15 protein-coding genes are annotated in these 18,235 nt (G+C 44.8%); 8 read left to right on the top strand and 7 right to left on the bottom strand.

Annotated features, from left to right (window positions below):
• Positions 1–17 precede the first annotated feature (17 nt).
• From gltB to QWY16_RS17025, 5 genes are all read right to left on the bottom strand, one after another.
• Positions 18–4,610 carry a glutamate synthase large subunit gene (gene gltB / locus QWY16_RS17005; RefSeq protein ID WP_300990415.1) on the bottom strand — a complete coding sequence of 1,531 codons (4,593 nt, stop codon included), beginning with the start codon at positions 4,608–4,610 and terminating at the stop codon, positions 18–20.
• Positions 4,611–4,852: 242 nt separating this feature from the next.
• Positions 4,853–6,634 carry a DNA helicase RecQ gene (gene recQ, locus QWY16_RS17010; RefSeq protein ID WP_300990416.1) on the bottom strand — a complete coding sequence of 594 codons (1,782 nt, stop codon included), beginning with the start codon at positions 6,632–6,634 and terminating at the stop codon, positions 4,853–4,855.
• 113 nt (positions 6,635–6,747) lie between these two features.
• The gene (locus QWY16_RS17015) at positions 6,748–7,245 is read right to left on the bottom strand and encodes a DUF4334 domain-containing protein (RefSeq protein WP_300990417.1); all 498 of its coding nucleotides are present in this window, start codon (positions 7,243–7,245) and stop codon (positions 6,748–6,750) included.
• 200 nt (positions 7,246–7,445) lie between these two features.
• The gene (locus QWY16_RS17020; protein ID WP_300990418.1) at positions 7,446–7,958 is read right to left on the bottom strand and encodes a hypothetical protein; all 513 of its coding nucleotides are present in this window, start codon (positions 7,956–7,958) and stop codon (positions 7,446–7,448) included.
• Between the two features lie 258 nt (positions 7,959–8,216).
• Positions 8,217–8,558: a helix-turn-helix domain-containing protein gene (locus tag QWY16_RS17025; protein WP_300990419.1), complete on the bottom strand. Its 342-nt coding sequence runs from the start codon at positions 8,556–8,558 to the stop codon at positions 8,217–8,219.
• Positions 8,559–8,970: 412 nt separating this feature from the next.
• Between QWY16_RS17025 and QWY16_RS17030 the strand changes: the two genes are divergently transcribed.
• Entirely contained in the window at positions 8,971–10,467 is a 1,497-nt protein-coding gene (locus QWY16_RS17030) for a peptide MFS transporter (protein WP_300990420.1), read from the top strand.
• 257 nt (positions 10,468–10,724) lie between these two features.
• Here the strand turns inward: QWY16_RS17030 and QWY16_RS17035 are convergent, their stop codons facing one another.
• Positions 10,725–11,369, bottom strand: coding sequence for a pentapeptide repeat-containing protein (locus tag QWY16_RS17035; protein ID WP_300990421.1), 645 nt, complete (start codon positions 11,367–11,369; stop codon positions 10,725–10,727).
• Positions 11,370–11,435: 66 nt separating this feature from the next.
• Entirely contained in the window at positions 11,436–12,125 is a 690-nt protein-coding gene (locus tag QWY16_RS17040) for a universal stress protein (protein ID WP_300990422.1), read from the bottom strand.
• 313 nt (positions 12,126–12,438) lie between these two features.
• On the opposite strand from QWY16_RS17040, the gene QWY16_RS17045 reads away from it, so the two are divergent.
• From QWY16_RS17045 to QWY16_RS17075, 7 genes are read left to right on the top strand one after another with little or no spacing between them, the layout of a single operon-like run.
• Complete coding sequence (locus QWY16_RS17045; protein WP_300990423.1) at positions 12,439–14,838, top strand: Na+/H+ antiporter subunit A; 2,400 nt, start codon at positions 12,439–12,441, stop codon at positions 14,836–14,838.
• Entirely contained in the window at positions 14,828–15,250 is a 423-nt protein-coding gene (locus tag QWY16_RS17050; protein ID WP_300990424.1) for a Na(+)/H(+) antiporter subunit B, read from the top strand. The genes QWY16_RS17045 and QWY16_RS17050 overlap by 11 nt, the downstream gene beginning before the upstream one ends.
• Before the next feature lie 2 nt (positions 15,251–15,252).
• Positions 15,253–15,591: a Na(+)/H(+) antiporter subunit C gene (locus tag QWY16_RS17055; RefSeq protein ID WP_300990425.1), complete on the top strand. Its 339-nt coding sequence runs from the start codon at positions 15,253–15,255 to the stop codon at positions 15,589–15,591.
• Complete coding sequence (locus tag QWY16_RS17060) at positions 15,584–17,071, top strand: Na+/H+ antiporter subunit D (RefSeq protein WP_300990426.1); 1,488 nt, start codon at positions 15,584–15,586, stop codon at positions 17,069–17,071. The genes QWY16_RS17055 and QWY16_RS17060 overlap by 8 nt, the downstream gene beginning before the upstream one ends.
• 49 nt (positions 17,072–17,120) lie before the next feature.
• Positions 17,121–17,606 carry a Na+/H+ antiporter subunit E gene (locus QWY16_RS17065; RefSeq protein WP_300990427.1) on the top strand — a complete coding sequence of 162 codons (486 nt, stop codon included), beginning with the start codon at positions 17,121–17,123 and terminating at the stop codon, positions 17,604–17,606.
• Entirely contained in the window at positions 17,603–17,887 is a 285-nt protein-coding gene (locus QWY16_RS17070; protein WP_300990428.1) for a Na(+)/H(+) antiporter subunit F1, read from the top strand. Before QWY16_RS17065 ends, QWY16_RS17070 begins: the two co-directional genes overlap by 4 nt.
• The gene (locus QWY16_RS17075; protein ID WP_300990429.1) at positions 17,865–18,227 is read left to right on the top strand and encodes a Na+/H+ antiporter subunit G; all 363 of its coding nucleotides are present in this window, start codon (positions 17,865–17,867) and stop codon (positions 18,225–18,227) included. The genes QWY16_RS17070 and QWY16_RS17075 overlap by 23 nt, the downstream gene beginning before the upstream one ends.
• Positions 18,228–18,235 lie beyond the last annotated feature (8 nt).

The following is an 18,235-nucleotide window of genomic DNA, read 5'->3' on the forward strand; positions in this document are numbered from 1 at the left end:
GTATCCCCCCAATTCGCTTATTTTCCTGCTCCAGCCATTTTACTTTCTTCAAATGCCGCCATTTCAGCATCAAATTTAGACATGCCGCTGTTTTGCAGATTACTGATTCGTTCATTGATTTTAAGGTAAGCTTTTGGAATGACCCGCACAAACTTCGCCGAGTAAATATCCCAATTTGCCAAGAGGCGTTTGGCGTTCTTACTATTGGTATAACTGACATGCTTCGTAATCATTTCACGCAGTTCTTCGATTTCTGCAGGATCGGCCATGGGCTGCAGGTGGACCATTTCTGCATTGCAGCGCTTTCCGAAAGTGCCTTCTTCGTCCAATACATAAGCGATCCCGCCGGACATCCCGGCAGCAAAGTTCTTGCCTGTCTTGCCGAGAATGGCAACACGGCCGCCGGTCATGTATTCGCAGCCGTGGTCGCCGACGCCTTCAACAACAATTTTCGCACCGCTGTTTCGAACGGCAAAACGTTCACCCGCTAATCCATATATATATGCTTCACCGGCAGAAGCACCGTAAAAGGCGACATTGCCGATAATAATATTATTTTCCGGCAGAAACGTCGAATCACTCGCAGGATATGTGATGATTTTGCCTCCGGATAAGCCTTTTCCGACAAAGTCGTTCGCGTCTCCAACCAATTTCAACGTCATCCCTTTTGGCGTAAACGCTCCAAAAGCTTGGCCCGCCGATCCCTTGAAATTCAACTTGATGGTATCTTCCGGCAGTCCTTTTGCCCCGTATTTTTTGGATATGGCACTTCCGACAATTGTTCCAGTGGCGCGGTGAATATTGCGGATAGCAGTAGTCACTTCGACGCGTTCTCCGGTTTCGATCGCTTTTTCACAGCGCGGCAGCAATTCCTGGCAATCTAGAGTGTGCTCCAAACCATGGTTTTGTTTGATGGTTGCATAGCGCCCCACTTTTTCCGGCAGGTCCGGCTGATACAGCAATGCGGACAAATCAATGCCTTCCGCTTTCCAATGGTCAATCGCTTTATTGGCTTCAAGGACATCTGTGCGGCCAATCATTTCATTGATCGTACGGAATCCGAGCTCTGCCATCAATTCACGGGCTTCTCTTGCGATAAAGCGCATAAAGTTGGCAACATGGTCAGGATCTCCCATATACTTTTTCCGAAGTTCCGGGTTTTGTGTCGCTATGCCAACCGGACATGTATCCAAATGGCATACGCGCATCATAATACACCCTAGAACGACAAGCGGCGCAGTGGAAAAGCCATATTCTTCTGCTCCCAATAGCGCTGCGATTACGACATCGCGGCCAGTCATCATTTTACCGTCGGTCTCAACGACAATCCGGTCACGCAAACCATTCAGCATCAATGTCTGATGCGTTTCCGCCAGTCCGATTTCCCAAGGCAGCCCGGTATGCTTTAAGCTGGTTTTCGGTGCTGCCCCCGTTCCTCCGTCATAGCCGCTGATCAGCACGAGATCTGCCCGTCCTTTGGCAACACCGGCTGCAATCGTCCCTACTCCAACAGCAGATACAAGCTTGACGCTGATGCGGGCCGTCGGATTGGCGTTCTTCAAGTTAAAGATCAACTCCGCCAAATCTTCAATTGAGTAGATATCATGATGCGGCGGCGGAGAAATCAGTTCCACACCCGGTGTCGAGCCGCGTACTTCAGCAACCCACGGATAAACTTTTTTACCTGGCAAGTGGCCGCCTTCTCCGGGTTTCGCGCCTTGAGCTACTTTAATCTGAATTTCATCGGCATTGACCAAATAATGGCTCGTCACACCGAAACGGCCGGATGCTACTTGCTTGATGGCACTTCGGCGGTTGTCGCCGTTGGCATCCGGTATAAAGCGTGAAACTTGTTCGCCACCTTCTCCTGAATTGCTTCGGCCGCCAATCCGGTTCATGGCGATAGCCAATGCTTCATGCGCTTCTTGGCTGATGGAACCAAATGACATAGCACCGGTTTTGAAGCGTGCACAGATTTCTTCGATCGACTCCACTTCCTCAATCGGCACAGGCGTCCGTTCTTTAAATGCCATCAAACCGCGAAGCGACTGGACATTCGAAGTTTCTTTCGTTAAAAGCCCTGTATACTTCTTGAAGACTTCATAGTTATTGGTGCGGCAGGCATGCTGCAATGTATGAATTGTAACCGGATTGTATTGGTGGGTCTCCCCGTTTGCCCGGTACTGAAATTCATCGCCTGTTTGCAGCGACTGGTCTCCTGCTTTGCGCTCCGGATAGCCCTGTTCATGGCGCATCAGCACTTCTTTGGCAATGATTTCAAGTCCGATGCCTCCAAGTCGTGAAGAAGTACGGGTGAAATAGCGGTCAATAACATCCATGTGAATGCCGACTGCTTCAAAGATCTGCGCTCCCCGGTAACTTTGAATCGTTGAGATCCCCATCTTCGAAAGCACTTTAATGATGCCATCCGTCACCGCATTGACATAGGTCTCTTCCGCTTCTTCGTAAGTGGTGCCCGCCATATCTTCTATTGCTATTAATTCTTTGATTGAGCGGAAAGCCAGATAAGGATTGATCCCTTCTGCGCCGTATCCTAATAGCGCTGCAAAATGGTGCACTTCACGCGGTTCCCCCGATTCGATTAAGAGGCTTAGTCTCGTCCGTGTACCTTGGCGGATCAGATGATGATGCAGCCCGGAAACCGCCAATAATGCCGGTATCGCTGCATATTCCTTATTAACGCCGCGGTCCGACAAAATCAGCAAAGTAGCCCCTTCTTCAAACGCCTGATCCGCTTTCAGGAACAATGCCTCCAGCTCTTGTTCCATCGCTGAAGGACCTCCTGATTTGGGAAATACAATCGGAAGCGTCACTGCCTTGAATTCAGCATGCTTTTGCTGGAGCAGCTTTTCCAATTGAAGATTGGTCAAAATAGGTGTTTCCAAGCGGATATGCCGGCTGCTTTCCGGTACAGGCTGCACCAGGTTTCCTTCCGCTCCGATCGTCGTGCGGGCAGAAGTAATGATATGCTCCCGGATCGCATCGATCGGCGGGTTTGTCACTTGCGCAAACAGCTGTTTGAAATAGTTATATAAAAGCTGCGGCTTTTTGGATAAAACAGCCAAAGGAGAATCGTAGCCCATTGAACCAACCGGATCTTTTCCTTCTGTAGCCAGTGGTTTAATGATTTTCTGCAGTTCTTCCGTTGTATAGCCGAAAGCCAATTGCTGTTCCAGCAACACGGACGCTAGGTCCGTGTTGTTATTCGCGTTCATGTCGGGTTCAGGCAGGTCATCCAGATTTACCATATTTTCTTCAAGCCAGTCTTTGTAAGGAAGCTCCGCTGCGATTTGCAGCTTAATTTCCTCATCCGGAATGATTTTTCCGGCTTCCAGATCTACTAAAAGCATTTTGCCCGGATGCAGCCGTTCTTTATAGATGATGTCATCCGCAAAAATATCCAGTGCCCCTACTTCAGAACCAAGGACGATCATGCCGCTTTTGGTGACATAGTAGCGGGCAGGCCGCAGTCCATTGCGGTCCAGACATGCCGCAATCTGCCGCCCATCCGTAAAGACTAGAGCAGCCGGGCCGTCCCAAGGCTCCATTAGCGTACTGTGATATTCATAAAAATCCTTTTTCTCTTGCTTGATCGTCGGATCGTTCACCCAAGGCTCCGGAACCATCATCATGGCCGTGTGCGCAAGGGATCTGCCTGATAAATGCAAAAATTCAAAGCAATTGTCAAACATGGACGAGTCACTTCCGGTTTCATCGATGACCGGCAATACTTTCTTCAAATCTTCTTCATTAAAGTACGGCGACGTGCAAAGCAGCTGGCGGGCCCGCATCCAATTGACATTTCCTCTTAGCGTATTGAACTCGCCGTTGTGGATCGAGTACCGGTTTGGATGGGAACGCTGCCAGCTGGGGAATGTGTTCGTACTGAAACGGGAATGGACAAGTGCGACTGCCGATTTGAATTCCGGATGGTTGAGATCAATATAGAATGAATCCAGCTGCTCCGGAATCAGCATGCCTTTATAAACAATGGTACTGGATGAAAGACTGCTGAAATACACATCTTTGTACTTTTCGTCATTGCCCATTTCCTGTTCAATGCGTTTGCGAATGATGTAAAGCCGGCGTTCCAAGTCCATCCGGTCTGTTAAATCTTCTGAAGCGCCGATAAATACTTGGCGAATGACCGGTTTTGTTTTAGATGCCACTTTACCGACGAATGAATCATTGACTGGAACTGGACGCCAACCTAGACAGTTTTGTCCTTCTTCTTTTACAATCCGAAGAATGATGTCTTTAATTTCCATACGTAGGTCGTAATCTTTTGGCATGAACAACATACCAATTCCGTATTTTCCTTCATCCGGTAAAGTGATACCTTCTTTATCACATTGTTTCAGAAAAAATCTATGGGGGATTTGCGTAAGGATGCCTGCTCCATCTCCTGTACTTGTATCCGAAGATTGGCCGCCACGATGCTCAAGATTGCAAAGGATATTTATGGCATTTTGCACAATCGCATGCGATTTTTCACCGTTGATATTGGCGATCATACCGATGCCGCATGCCTCATGCTCTTGATCGGGATGATAAAGCCCCTGTTGTGATGGATATTCTTTCATTCTCATCAAATCGCCTCCTTCAACACATTAAAGTGTCGGAATGTCAGAATATTATAACACAAGAGATGAATATATATACAACAAAAATAAGCATAAATTTCAAGGTTTTTTATAAGAAATGTCAACGTAGTTGCTGTAAACGCTTTCAAATCCATCTTCTGATCGGCTCTCTCTTTATCTAATTCACTGCATAATTATACATCTAGACAGCCAAAAGCCCCTGTCTATTGAAACAGGGGCTTTTCAGTTTATCCTATTGAATTAGTGGTTGCTTCAAAAACACGGATCGCCTCAAGAAAAGCCTCTCCGTATTTCTCTAGCTTATTGGCTCCGACTCCATTCACTTCCAGGAAGTCTTCAGCATTTTTTGGACGGCGCGCACACATATCCTGCAATGTTTTATCCGAAAAAATAACGAACGGCGGCACTCCTCCTTTATCGGCCAGTTCTTTCCGGATTTTTCGGAGTTCTTCAAACAATGGATCGTTTTCTGCTATCCGCTTCGTTACAACTGCACCTTTTCTCATTACTTTCCGCTTGCCAAGAAGCACATCCCGCCCACCGTCAGGCACATAGATTGTCGGGTATGCCCCTTGCTCTACTGCCAGCAGTTCCTGGGAAATCATAAATTCCATTAAGTTTGACACTTCTTTAGCGGACTGATGCTTTAGAATGCCGTAAGTCGATAATTTATCAAAGCCGAAATCTAGAATTTTTTTATTGCGAGAGCCCGTCAGCACTTGCGCCGTCATCATCTTCCCGAATTTCTGGCCCATGCGAATGACGCAGGACAGCACCATCTGTACATCTTTTGTAACATCCATGCTTTCCCGCTCATCATTGCAGCTTCCGCAATGGCCGCATGGTTCAGCAGCTAAATCACCAAAATAATGAATGATGAATTGCTGCAGGCAGCTTTCAGTATGGCAATAATCGACCATTGCCTGCAGTTTCACCAATTCTCCGGGAATCCGGCTTGGATCTTGTGCTTGATCGATCAAAAAACGCTGGGTCTGGACGTCCTGTGAGGCATATAGAACCATACATTCACTTGGCAATCCGTCACGTCCAGCACGCCCGGCTTCCTGATAATAGCTCTCCATATTTTTTGGCAGCTGATAGTGGATAACATATCTTATATTGGATTTGTTTATACCCATTCCAAAGGCATTGGTAGCCACCATCACAGTCACTTCATCGTTCAGGAACTGCTCCTGCCCGTTTTTACGTTCTGCATCCGGCATTCCTGCATGGTACCTGGCTGCTTTCACACCTTTTTTCACCAGCATGTCGTAAACGGAATCGACTGTTTTCCGAGTAGCGGCATAAATGATTCCTGCTTCTTTATCATTCTTTTGCACATACTCTTTTACAAAACGTTCGCGGTCTTGTCCCTGAATCACCGAGAAAGTTAAATTAGAACGTTCAAATCCAGTCATAACGGTATGCTGTTCTTCAATATCTAAAATACGGCATATATCTTCCCGTACTTGCGGCGTTGCTGTCGCTGTCAGCGCAAGCACAGTCGGATTGTTCGGAAACAAGCCCGCCATGCGGCTGATCAAGCGGTAACTCGGGCGAAAATCATGTCCCCATTGTGAAATACAATGCGCTTCATCAACAGCGATCAGCGGCACATGAACGCCTTGCAATTCGTTCAGGAACATTTCGGAATCCAGGCGTTCCGGTGCAATATACAAAAGTTTCACCGCACCTCGCTGGACGTCATACATAGTTTCCCGCACTTCATCAAAACCCAGGGAACTGTTTATATAAGCTGCTGGTATCCCGGCAGCCAAAAGTGAATCCACTTGATCCTTCATCAAAGAGATCAGCGGAGATATTACAATGGTCGTGCCTTCCATCACCAGCGCAGGAATCTGATAACACATCGATTTCCCTCCGCCAGTGGGCATGACACAAATCGAATTATGGCCTTCAAACACTTGTGTAATCGCTTGTTCTTGACCCTTCCGGAACGTCTCATACCCAAAATACGACTGCAATAATTTTCTTGCTTCTTCCAACAAAATTAAACACTCCCAAAACTCGTCTCGTACTGAGTAGCTTATCATATTTTCGGCTAATTTTTCTCTTTCCGAATTCACTGGCAGCGGTGAAATAAAAAAACTGTTCCAAAAGCCTATGCTTCTGAAACAGTTTCCACTTTTTCCAATACGAAAAAATAAGGTTCCTTATCGCCTTTGCGATCCATCATGCCCATTAACACCTGATTGTCCACTTTACGGAAATGGTCGATAATCGGTAAATTGTCATAGACCATTGCTGCGCTAGCCTTTCCGCGATGGGCCACTTGCCGCATCCGGGCTTTGCCGCCTTCCGCTTTTATCAGTTTTCGCAAGTCCATAATTGGAACCGGATCGACGGCAAATATGTCTCCGTTTAACCCTCTGAACAATAAAGGATCTACATTTTCTGCATCATGAAATGCTTTGCCGTACCAATTTAGTTTCTTCAATACACCGTCCAGCGGATGCCCGGTGCGAAATTCGCTGCCTTCCCATGTACCAAGCAGCTCTTCGAGTCCTACTGGAGGAAGTTCATCAAAAATTCTGCAGGCAGTATGGGTGTCCGTTTCCCCGCGCTCTTTTATCATCCAGAATTCTGCCGCAGCTTTCATCGAAGACACTCCTTTTTCATTTTTTAACAGCAGCCATAGAAAGAGGTTTGTAATGATTCCTTATACTGGTAATTCTCTGATTTCCACTTTCTTTTTGAAGCGGCGACAGTAATTCATTGTTCGGCTTTCTTCTATAATATACATTCCGCAGCGATGTACTACCAAAAAGAGAGCGGCAAAGCCGGTAAAATAATTGCAGTTTACTTTCCCCAATCTTGATCATTGAAAAACCCAGTATACTTTTCGTACTTTGCAAGGGCATCTTTCAAATCCTTCTCATTTTTAGCGAGCATTCGCTCTCGCGCTTTTTTGCGTTTGAACCGCATGCCATATGCTTGCTGAGCTGCATCGTTTGCCGCTTTTAAATGAGTGAATTCTACGGCCACTTCTTCATCCTGATCAGCTAATAAAGAAGCAAGCATTCCCGCTTTTCGATATAACTCTTCTGTCCCAAAACGTTCTTGTTCACGGTGAAGCAGGCCCGCCACAATGCAGCTAGGAAGATCTTGATCGACGCCTTTTGATAAATCGGTCAATAATTCAAGCATGCGGCGGCGGTTGCTTGAAAGGGATAATACATAAAACACATGAGGAATCTCTTCAATCGGCTTTTCTGTTATATACTCATCAATTTTCTGGATTAAGTCTTCAGGCTTGATCAAATCAATCAGCATAGCCAGCCGGTATGTTTCATATAAAATGGTTCTGTCCATAGCATCATCGCCCGCTTCACTTAAATTTCATACAATTTATGATTGTTTCTCTATCTATATAAATATCATACAAAACTTTTAAGCCAAGCAGTATCCCTGGACCCTTTTCTTGTCCTTTTTTTTATCTCCTGCTTCTTTTCTGCTTCTTCCATTATTATAAGAAGGCTATTAAATAAAGTGTTAACAAGAAACTCCAAAAAATAAAAGCCCATTCCTGAAGCGAATGGGCTTTTATCATAGTTTTTATAAAATAATAAATTAAGAATTGACGGCTCCGTAACTTCCCATTCGGCGCTTCACTTGAATATATGACGCCGCTTCAGCAATTTCCGTTTCATCAAGCGGCTTATTGTCGAGCAATATTTTATAGTCATTTATAGTGGATAAATCAATGACTTTCTCAGTCCGATCCAGTAGACTGTCAACCGATACATCAAAGAAATCGGCAAGCATTGAAAGATGGCTAACAGAGATTTGCTTTTTCCCGCTTTCATAAGCCCAAACGGTGCTTTTTGCAAAACCGACTTTTTCAGCTAATTGTTCCGGGGATAGCTCTCTTGCTTCTCTTAAATCTCTGATTTTTTTCCCTAAATCTTTCATTTTTCTTCCTGCTCCTTTTGTGGTTAAATTTCTAACTATTTAAAATATACTGTATCTTAGAATATTATACAATATATTTCTATAATATTCGACTAAATTTTCGATAATTTAGTGAACAACTTCGACATATTTCGACCCCGGGTCCATTTAATGGTTATTTGTTCTTGTTTTCATAGTTCTTCCAATTACCTAATACCTATATTTTCGGATAAATGGAAACAGAACCCATATAGCTCTACAGTTCTTCTTTTATGGTAGACTATTATTCCAATCAAACTTTAACGAATATTCCATCTTTTGAAAACCTTATCCTCTTTTTATGCAGTGCCTATATTACTAATTTTTAAATTTATTTTGATTTTCAACTTCAAAAAAAGTATTATAGTAACATACATAAAAAGGAGGTTGTAAGATGTCTGACAAATACACTCGACAAGACATCGTAAATAGCGTGCCGCAAAAAGGTTTTTTTGGCCATCCTAAGGGGCTTTTTACATTATTCACTACAGAGTTTTGGGAGCGGTTCTCATATTACGGCATGAGAGCGATCCTTGTTTACTATATGTACTACGAACTTTCACAAGGCGGATTAGGACTTGACCAGACCGTTGCGCTTTCCATCATGTCCATCTATGGTTCACTGGTGTACATGTCCGGCATTATCGGAGGCTGGTTGGCCGATCGGATATTCGGTACATCAAAAGCCGTATTCTATGGCGGTATTCTGATCATGCTTGGACATATCGCACTTGCGATTCCAGGCAGCTTGCCTCTGTTCTTCGTCTCCATGGTTCTGATTGTACTTGGAACCGGTTTGTTAAAACCTAATGTCTCGAGTGTTGTCGGGGAGATTTACGCAGAAAATGACAATCGCCGGGATGCCGGTTTCAGCATCTTCTATATGGGCATCAACTTAGGAGCTTTCCTGGCTCCATTGATTGTTGGTACAGTCGGCATGAAAGTCAACTTCCATTTAGGGTTTAGTATTGCGGCAGTCGGGATGTTCCTCGGTTTAGTCCTTTTTGTTGCAACGAAAAAGAAAAACCTCGGCCTTGCCGGAACAATTGTTCCCAACCCTTTGTCTCCAACTGAAAAGTCACGGACTATAAAAATCTTCACGATTGCAGCTATAATCATCGCCGCAGTTGTTTACTTCGGACTTGAATATGGATTCTTGACGTTCAACAGCTTTATCGCCACTGTCGGCATCTTCGGTTTGTTGATCCCGACAGCTTACTTCGTCGTCATGTACCGAAGCAAAAAAACGACCGAAGTGGAACGTTCACGCATTTTAGCGTATATTCCTTTGTTTATTGCATCTGTCATGTTCTGGGCAATCCAGGAACAAGGTTCTACCATCTTGGCAGCATATGCAGACACACGGACTGACCTGGAATTTGCGGGAATCACCATTTCCCCTGCCTGGTTCCAGTCCTTGAACCCACTCTTTATCATTACTTTAGCTCCGGTTTTTGCATGGTTATGGGTACGCTTAGGCAGCCGCCAGCCATCCGTTCCGCAAAAATTCTCTCTTGGCCTGTTATTTGCCGGGATTTCGTTCCTTGTAATTCTGCTGCCTGCTTATTTTGGCGGTACAGAAACATTGGTAAATCCATTATGGCTGGTTCTCAGCTATCTCATCGTTGTATTGGGTGAATTGTGCTTATCGCCGGTCGGCTTATCAGCTACGACCAAACTGGCTCCTGCCGCATTCTCTGCACAAACCATGAGTTTATGGTTCTTGTCAAACGCAGCTGCACAAGCAATCAACGCACAGCTCGTGAAATTCTATACAGTTGAAAACGAAATGATGTACTTCGGACTTATTGGTGGAGCATCCATCGTCCTGAGTATTATCCTGTTCCTTTTCGCTCCAACGATCCAGCGCTATATGAGAGGCGTAAGGTAACATGAAAAGCGGAAGCGGCCGTTCAGATTCGACCGGCATAAGACAGACCAGCGAAGTGGCGCTCTTTGCCGCACAGCTGGGTTGGCTTATGACCCGAGAATCTGTCCGCTGCAGCTAGACACCTACGAAAAGCGGAAGCACCTGCTCAGCTCCGACAAGCGCTGGAGGAGCTAAGTGCTGAAGCTAGAACACAATGAAAAATAGAAAGGCCCGGAAGCAAACTACTTCCGGGCCTTTTTTCTTTCTATATATATATATCATCCTTCTTTAATCACAAGCCCCATCTGCCTCGCAAATGCCAGTGCCTGTTCGGTTGATACTTGGCAGCCTGCCAGTTTTTCTGTCGTCACTTGGATGGTCTCGAACGAATTGCTGCTTAGATCGACGCCTTTTAAACTAGTTTCTACAAAATTCGCATCGTTCATATCGCATTTGCAGAATTCTATATTTTTCAGTTCCGCCTCATAAAAATCAGCATAGCGCAATGATGAATTTTCAAAGCGCGCCGTATTGCAAAGCGAAAAGCCGAATGTTGCATAATTGAGCACACAATCTTTAAACAGTGTATGCCGGATTCCGGCTTCGGCAAAGTTAGTGCCGACTAATTTCGAATCATGGAATTCAGTCCGATGAAAAACCGCGCGGCTGAAATCTGCATTCGACAAATCACAATTAAGAAACAGCACATCGACAAACTCGCTGCGCGGCCATACCACTTCTAAGAAATTCACATTTTCAAAAACCACTTGATCGATGTGCAGAGCCTCATCTCTCCCATAATCAATGGTTTCCTGCACAATCTTGCACTTGCTGATGTAAGTATCATCGACTGCCGAAAGGAACGGCTGGATTTCCAGCTGTTTCGAAATTGACGGTGCTGCCCGATTCGTCTTTTTCATCATTCATTTCTCCCTTAATACAAGTAAACGGCTGCTTTTTTAAAAAGCAGCCGCTATTGCACAAATCTATTATTTACTTACTAATTCTTTGCCCAGACATGAGCTGACAACTGTTGGCTGAGTAATGCGGTCGTCTGTCACTTCCACTTGGTACAATTTATTGTTATGCATGAATTTGAAAATCCCGTTATTGAAATCTGTCCCGATGTCTTTAAAGAAGATTCCCTCGTATTGGCATTCTTTCGTTTGTGAAAAATTGATTTTATAGGTCTCTCCGTCTCTCACTAAATAACAACGAACGCCTTTTTCAAATTCTTCATGGTCTTCCCCTTTGATGCTGCGATCTACTGAAACGACATGGAAATCGACAAATGGGATTTCACGCAACAGCGTGTTCATGAAGGAACCTTTTGTGATTTCTTCCCAGCGGCTTCTTGCCGTTTGACCGACAATGATCTGCGTGATGTTTAACTCATGAGCCACTTCCGCAATGACTTTTGCCGAGGGGCGTCTTTCATTATCACGGATAATGAATTCCTCTGCTCCATATTCTTCGGCCATTTCTTTCCAGCGCTCGACATAAGCAGATTTTTCCGCGTCAAACTCATCAAATGGAAGTGCATCCACTGTCAAGATATACAGGGGGCAATCCAGCATGTTCGCGAGTTTATTGCCTCGGTTGATCAGGCGCTCACCATTCGGCCCGTAAAATACACAAACCAATATGCTTTCATCCATCCGACCTCTAATTTTTTTCATTGTATTACCCCTCCAGGGATTGTTATTCATAAGCCGTCATCTCAAAACTATGAAATTATACTGCGGATTCCAGTAAAAATCAAGGAAATGAGACTTTCTATAGTTGCTTGCTGTATGATTTGAATTGCTTAATTTAGACCATAGCCGACTTCACAAGTGAAAGCAACCCTTTTTTACTGTATAATTTAATGTATATGTTTATGCTCTGATTTATTGAGCTTTTAGCTTTTTTTGCCGCACCGGATTGCAATTATTCTATCTATTATGTTATTCCCTTTTTATATTTTTCTATTCTGATTCAGGAGGTCTTGCTGTGCATTTATTGATTTTAGCAATTTTAGTTCCATTTTTAGCTGCCGCTCTTATTCCTTTTATACATAGGCGCCTTGGGCCGGTGGACATCGGTTGGCTTGTTTTGGTGATACCATTTGTGCTGTTTGTAATTTTCGCGATGCAAATTCCGGTTATTTCCGCGGGAGATACTGTAACTGCAACGTTGAATTGGATTCCGTCTCTTGGCATCAATTTTACCATCTATTTAGACGGGCTTAGCCTGATTCTCGCTTTGCTGATTACGGGTATGGGAACGCTCGTAATTCTCTATTCCATCTATTATTTGTCTCCAGCGGATTCATTGCCGCATTTCTATGCTTATTTGCTCTTGTTCATGGGTGCAATGCTCGGCGTTGTGCTGTCAGATAATTTATTGGTTTTGTATGTTTTCTGGGAACTAACAAGCATTTCTTCATTCCTATTGATTGCTTTCTGGTTCCATCGGAAAAATTCACGCTACGGGGCACAGAAGTCGTTATTGATCACGGTTTTCGGCGGCTTCGGGATGCTTGCCGGATTTTTGATGCTGCATACGATGACTGGCACATTCAGCGTCCGTGAAATCGTGTCAACAATTGGGCAATATTCAGACCATGCCCTGTTTTATCCTGCCATGTTCCTGGTACTGCTGGGAGCATTCACAAAATCTGCGCAATTTCCTTTCCACATTTGGCTTCCGGATGCAATGGAAGCTCCAACACCCGTTAGTGCTTATCTGCACTCCGCCACTATGGTAAAAGCCGGAATTTATCTGGTTGCACGTTTTACCCCAATATTCGGCGGCACTTCTGCCTGGTTCTGGACGGTTACACTGGTTGGTTTAATCACATTATTCTGGGGTTCTTTCTGCGCAGTTCGCCAAACAGATTTAAAAGCCCTGCTTGCCTACTCTACGGTCAGCCAGCTCGGTTTGATCATGAGCCTGTTCGGCATGGGATCTGCAGCCATCCATTTCGGAGATGGAAACGAAGGCGCTTTGTACGGCCTGGCATCTTTTGCCGCTTTGTTCCATTTAGTCAACCACTCGACTTTTAAAGGTGCTCTTTTCATGGTCGTAGGAATTGTGGATCACCAGGTTGGAACACGGGATATCCGCCGGCTCGGCGGTTTGATGGCGTTTTTGCCAATCACCTTCACTTTCGCAGTCATCGGAAGTTTTTCAATGGCCGGTTTGCCATTATTCAACGGGTTCTTGAGTAAGGAAATGTTCTTCACTGCTTCTCTCAATGCCGTCAGCCTTCCCATTTTTTCTGCAGATACCTGGGGATGGATTATTCCGGTAGTGGCCTGGACTGCCAGCGCTTTAACTTTCGTGTATTGCATGATCATTGTCTTTAAAACATTCTTCGGCAAGCATAAGCCGGAAAAGTTGGACAAAAGACCGGCGGAGCCTTCGATTGGCATGCTGATTCCACCAGCTATTTTATCTTTATTGATTGTCGGATTGTTCTTTTTCCCTAACTTGCTAGGAGATCACTTGCTGCGCCCTGCACTCAATGGCGTATTGCCTGGCATAACCGGCGCCGCGCCCCATATCACTGCATGGCACGGCTTTAACACTGAACTCTGGATGACAATTGGCATCGTCGTTGCCGGCTCGCTTCTCTTTATATTCCTGCGCCACTGGAAAAAGATCTATGCGCTATTGCCGGAGGATTGGACCTTCAATGTCTTTTACAATAAACTGCTGGAGTCGGTTGAAGACAACTCCAGCTTGCTGACAAATAGATATATGACGGGCTACCTGCCCCATTATTTTGCTTATATTTTCAGCTTTTTCATCTTGGTTGCTGGAGGAACATTGTTCCTGACAGGCGCATTTTCATTCGACTTTTCAACTGATGCAGCCATTCCAAGTTATGAGCTTATCCTGACCATCGTTATGGCAGTTGCAGCTGTGGGCATTTTGTTCGCAAAATCCCGCTTGACTTCAGTGTTGCTGAACGGAGTGCTCGGATACTCCATCGCCATTTTCTTTGTTTTATTCCGGGCTCCAGACTTGGCTTTGACACAGCTTGTTATCGAAACCGTAACGACGGCATTATTCCTGTTGTGCTTTTACTTCCTGCCGGAATGGAAACCTGAAAATTCTCCGAGAAACGTTAAAATCAGAAACGCGATGATCGCTGTCGCCGGAGGGGCGACTGTAACATTGATCGCTTTGTCTGTACGCTCCGGCAAATTATTTGAATCCATTTCCGGTTATTACGAAGATTCCTATGAACTGGCTGGCGGGAAAAATATCGTTAACGCTATTTTAGGAGATTTCCGCGGCTTTGATACCATGCTGGAATCGCTTGTCCTTTTCATTGCCGGCCTTGGCGTCTATACGTTAATCCGGATAAAAGGCGGAAAGGAGACACGAAAAAATGAAGATTAACGACGTGATTTTAAAAACGGTTTCTCAAGCCGGCGTGCTGATCATATTAACATTCGGCGTCTACCTTTTCTTATCTGGCCATAATCAGCCAGGTGGAGGATTTATCGGCGGTTTAGTTCTGGCTACGGCTTTCGTGCTGATGTTTTTAACATTTGACTCGGATACCGTCAACAAAGCCATCCCATTCGATTTCAAAAAAATATCGGCCATCGGCGTTTTGCTGGCTTTCTCGAGCAGCACAGTTCCCATGTTTTTCGGGCAGCCTTTCATGAGCCAGTCATTCGGCTATTTTAATCTTCCGATTTTCGGCAAAACTGAATTGGCTACAGTGACAATTTTTGAAACCGGAGTGGCTCTGACGGTAATCGGGGTAGTCGTAAATATTATTACAAGTATAAGTGAGGATGAGTAGCGATGGAAACTATAATCATATTGTTGGTTGGCGTTCTCACATCAGTGGCCATCTACTTATTATTGGCTAAAAGCTTGATTCGCGTCATCCTCGGAACTGCTATTTTGTCGCATGCTGTGCATTTGCTGATTCTTACGATGGGCGGTTTAAAAGAAGGCACTGTTCCACTGCTTGGCGAAGAGGCGGAAAGCTATGTTGATGCATTGCCGCAGGCGTTGATTTTGACAGCCATTGTCATCAGTTTTGCTGTTACAGCTTTCATTCTTGTTTTGGCATATCGTGCTTATCAAGAACTTGGCACAGATGACCTAAATGAAATGAGAGGTGTAAACGATGAATAATATTATATTGCTTCCAGTTTTAATTCCCATTATGGTTGGAATTTTATTGATTTTCCTGCGCTATTTCGGAAGGACACAAGCCTGGTTCAGCATCGCTACCATGGCTCTGACAGCTGGAATCGCCTTTTATCTTTTGGAAAAAGTCCAGCATGAAGGAATCCAGCGGCTCGATTTTGGCGGCTGGGCGCCGCCTTTCGGCATTTCGTTTGTCGCCGATTCGTTTTCTCTTTTGCTGGTGCTGACCACTAGTATTGTAGCGCTCATCTGCTTGATGTATGCCTTGTTCTCTACTGGCAAGCTCCTGCAGTCGATGTATTATTACCCTTCCGTGCTGTTTTTGGTCGCCGGAGTAAATGGATCTTTTTTGACCGGCGACTTGTTCAATTTATTCGTTTGTTTTGAAGTAATGCTGCTCTCATCTTATGTTCTATTGACGCTCGGCGGCTCGAAAAGGCAGCTTCGTGAAGCCATTAAGTATGTTGTCATCAATATTGTTTCTTCCTGGTTCTTTTTAGTGGGCCTAGCTTATTTATACGGAGCTGTTGGAACATTGAATATGGCCCACCTTTCTGTCCGTGTAGCTGAAGCCGGACAAGGGCCGCTTCTTACGACAATCAGCATCGTCTTCATGATCGTTTTCAGTCTAAAAGCCGGCTTGCTGCTGTATTATTGGCTGCCAGGTTCCTACAGCACACCTCCTGCGGTAACTTCCGCTCTTTTTGGGGCCTTGCTGACGAAAGTCGGGATTTATGCCCTATTCCGGGTATTTTCTTTGATTTTCAACCAACAGCCCGAAATCACTCATACCATCATCAGTGTCATGGCTGCCTTAACACTGATCGGCGGAAGCCTGGGCGCTGTAGCCCATAATGATATCCGCAAAATCGCCGCCTACAATGTCGTCATTGCTGTCGGCTTTATCCTTGTTGGCCTTGCGGTTTCTACGCCGAATGCCATAGAAGGAGCGATTTACTATTTAATCCACGATATGGTCGCAAAAGCTCTGCTCTTCCTGGTAGTTGGAACAGTGATAGCACTTACGGGCACCGCTCAGCTTAACAAAATGAGCGGGTTGATGAAGAACTATCCCCTGCTCGGCTGGTCATTCTTTATCACCATGCTGTCGCTGGCAGGAGTTCCGCCTCTCAGCGGGTTTATCGGAAAAGTTCTTATATCGGAAGGAGCTATTGAAAGCGGAGCTTATATGCTTTTAACATTGTCATTGCTGTCAAGCTTATTCGTGCTGTATTCACTGCTCCGCATCTTTAAAAATAGTTTCTGGGGAGAAACCATCATCAGCAAGGAAGATCAAGTGCCATTGAACAACCGTTTCCTGGTTCCTTGTTTGCTGCTTGTGCTCCTCACTATCGCCATCGGCGTCGGAACGGAAGGGCTTTCTGTTTACGTCACAGATGCGGCGGAAACTTTATTGAATCCTGATATTTACATTGATGCGGTACTGGAAGGTGCCCAGCCATGAATCTTTATAAACTGCTCATAAACGGCAGCGAAGAAAGGAATGTTAGCTGATGCCCGCCCAATTCCTGATAAATATAATGATTGCACTTCTTTGGACCTTGCTGATGGACGAAGATGCCTTTTACTTATCCACTTTCATTGGCGGTTACTTGATCGGTATCGGTATCTTGTTCATGATGCACCGTTTTTTCGGCACCAAGTTTTATTTGCTGAGAATTTATTCCACCATTAGATTGCTGTTTATTTTCATTTCAGAGCTGGCTCAATCCAGCTTGCTGATCATCAAACAAATTCTGAGCCCCCGGCTCAATATTAAGCCCGGGATTTTTACTTACGAACATAGCATGCAAGGGCCTTATGAGCTGACGACTCTTGCTCTTTTATTAACCTTGACTCCGGGCTCTGTGGTCATGGAAGTATCACCGGACGGAAAAGTTTTTTACATCCATGCAATGGATGTTGAAGAGTCAAGAGATACCTTGCTGCGTTCTATAAAGGTTTTCGAAAAAGCAATCATGGAGGTGACAAGAGGATGATCAATATAATATTAACTATTTCCTTGTCCCTATTCTGCCTGGCCATTCTTCTGGCTCTTTACCGCATCATCAGAGGCCCTTCAATGCCGGACCGTGTCGTCGCACTTGATATGATTGGCGTTAACCTTATTTCAGGAGTTGCTGTATTTTCAGTAGTGCTCAACACTCACGCGTATCTTGAAGTAATTTTGATTGTCGGTATTCTGGCTTTTATCAGTACAATTGCCTTTGCCCGATTTGTTGAAAGGGGGGATATCGTTGAGCATAAGAGAGATTATTGAATGGGCAGGAGTTATTCTCATTTTACTCGGCTCCATTATGGCAGTTATCAGTGCTTTCGGTATCCTTCGCTTGCCTGATGTCTATACGCGTTCACATGCCGCCACTAAAAGTTCGACGCTCGCGGTTCTATTATCCTTAAGCGGCACTTTCATCTATTTTTGGGCTACGGAAAACTTTATCAGCGTCCGGCTTTTCCTTGGAATCTCTTTCGTGTTCTTAACAGCGCCTGTTTCAGGCCATTTGATCACACGAGCCGCTTACCGCTCTAATGTAAAGCTTGCTGATATTTCTACCGAAGATGCATTAAAAGAGGTTATTCATAAAAAAGAGCAAGATTAATCAAAAGG

It is taken from the genome of Planococcus shenhongbingii (assembly GCF_030413635.1).
Classification (GTDB): domain Bacteria; phylum Bacillota; class Bacilli; order Bacillales_A; family Planococcaceae; genus Planococcus; species Planococcus shenhongbingii.

Excerpts from the sequence above, each read along its gene's own strand:
- gltB (WP_300990415.1), bottom strand. The coding sequence starts at position 4,610 with ATGAGAATGAAAGAATATCCATCACAACAGGGGCTTTATCATCCCGAT.
- QWY16_RS17050 (WP_300990424.1), top strand. The coding sequence starts at position 14,828 with ATGAAGATTAACGACGTGATTTTAAAAACGGTTTCTCAAGCCGGCGTG.
- QWY16_RS17060 (WP_300990426.1), top strand. The coding sequence starts at position 15,584 with ATGAATAATATTATATTGCTTCCAGTTTTAATTCCCATTATGGTTGGA.
- QWY16_RS17040 (WP_300990422.1), bottom strand. The coding sequence starts at position 12,125 with ATGAAAAAAATTAGAGGTCGGATGGATGAAAGCATATTGGTTTGTGTA.
- QWY16_RS17065 (WP_300990427.1), top strand. The coding sequence starts at position 17,121 with ATGCCCGCCCAATTCCTGATAAATATAATGATTGCACTTCTTTGGACC.
- QWY16_RS17020 (WP_300990418.1), bottom strand. The coding sequence starts at position 7,958 with ATGGACAGAACCATTTTATATGAAACATACCGGCTGGCTATGCTGATT.
- QWY16_RS17070 (WP_300990428.1), top strand. The coding sequence starts at position 17,603 with ATGATCAATATAATATTAACTATTTCCTTGTCCCTATTCTGCCTGGCC.
- QWY16_RS17035 (WP_300990421.1), bottom strand. The coding sequence starts at position 11,369 with ATGATGAAAAAGACGAATCGGGCAGCACCGTCAATTTCGAAACAGCTG.
- QWY16_RS17025 (WP_300990419.1), bottom strand. The coding sequence starts at position 8,558 with ATGAAAGATTTAGGGAAAAAAATCAGAGATTTAAGAGAAGCAAGAGAG.
- QWY16_RS17030 (WP_300990420.1), top strand. The coding sequence starts at position 8,971 with ATGTCTGACAAATACACTCGACAAGACATCGTAAATAGCGTGCCGCAA.
- QWY16_RS17055 (WP_300990425.1), top strand. The coding sequence starts at position 15,253 with ATGGAAACTATAATCATATTGTTGGTTGGCGTTCTCACATCAGTGGCC.
- QWY16_RS17015 (WP_300990417.1), bottom strand. The coding sequence starts at position 7,245 with ATGAAAGCTGCGGCAGAATTCTGGATGATAAAAGAGCGCGGGGAAACG.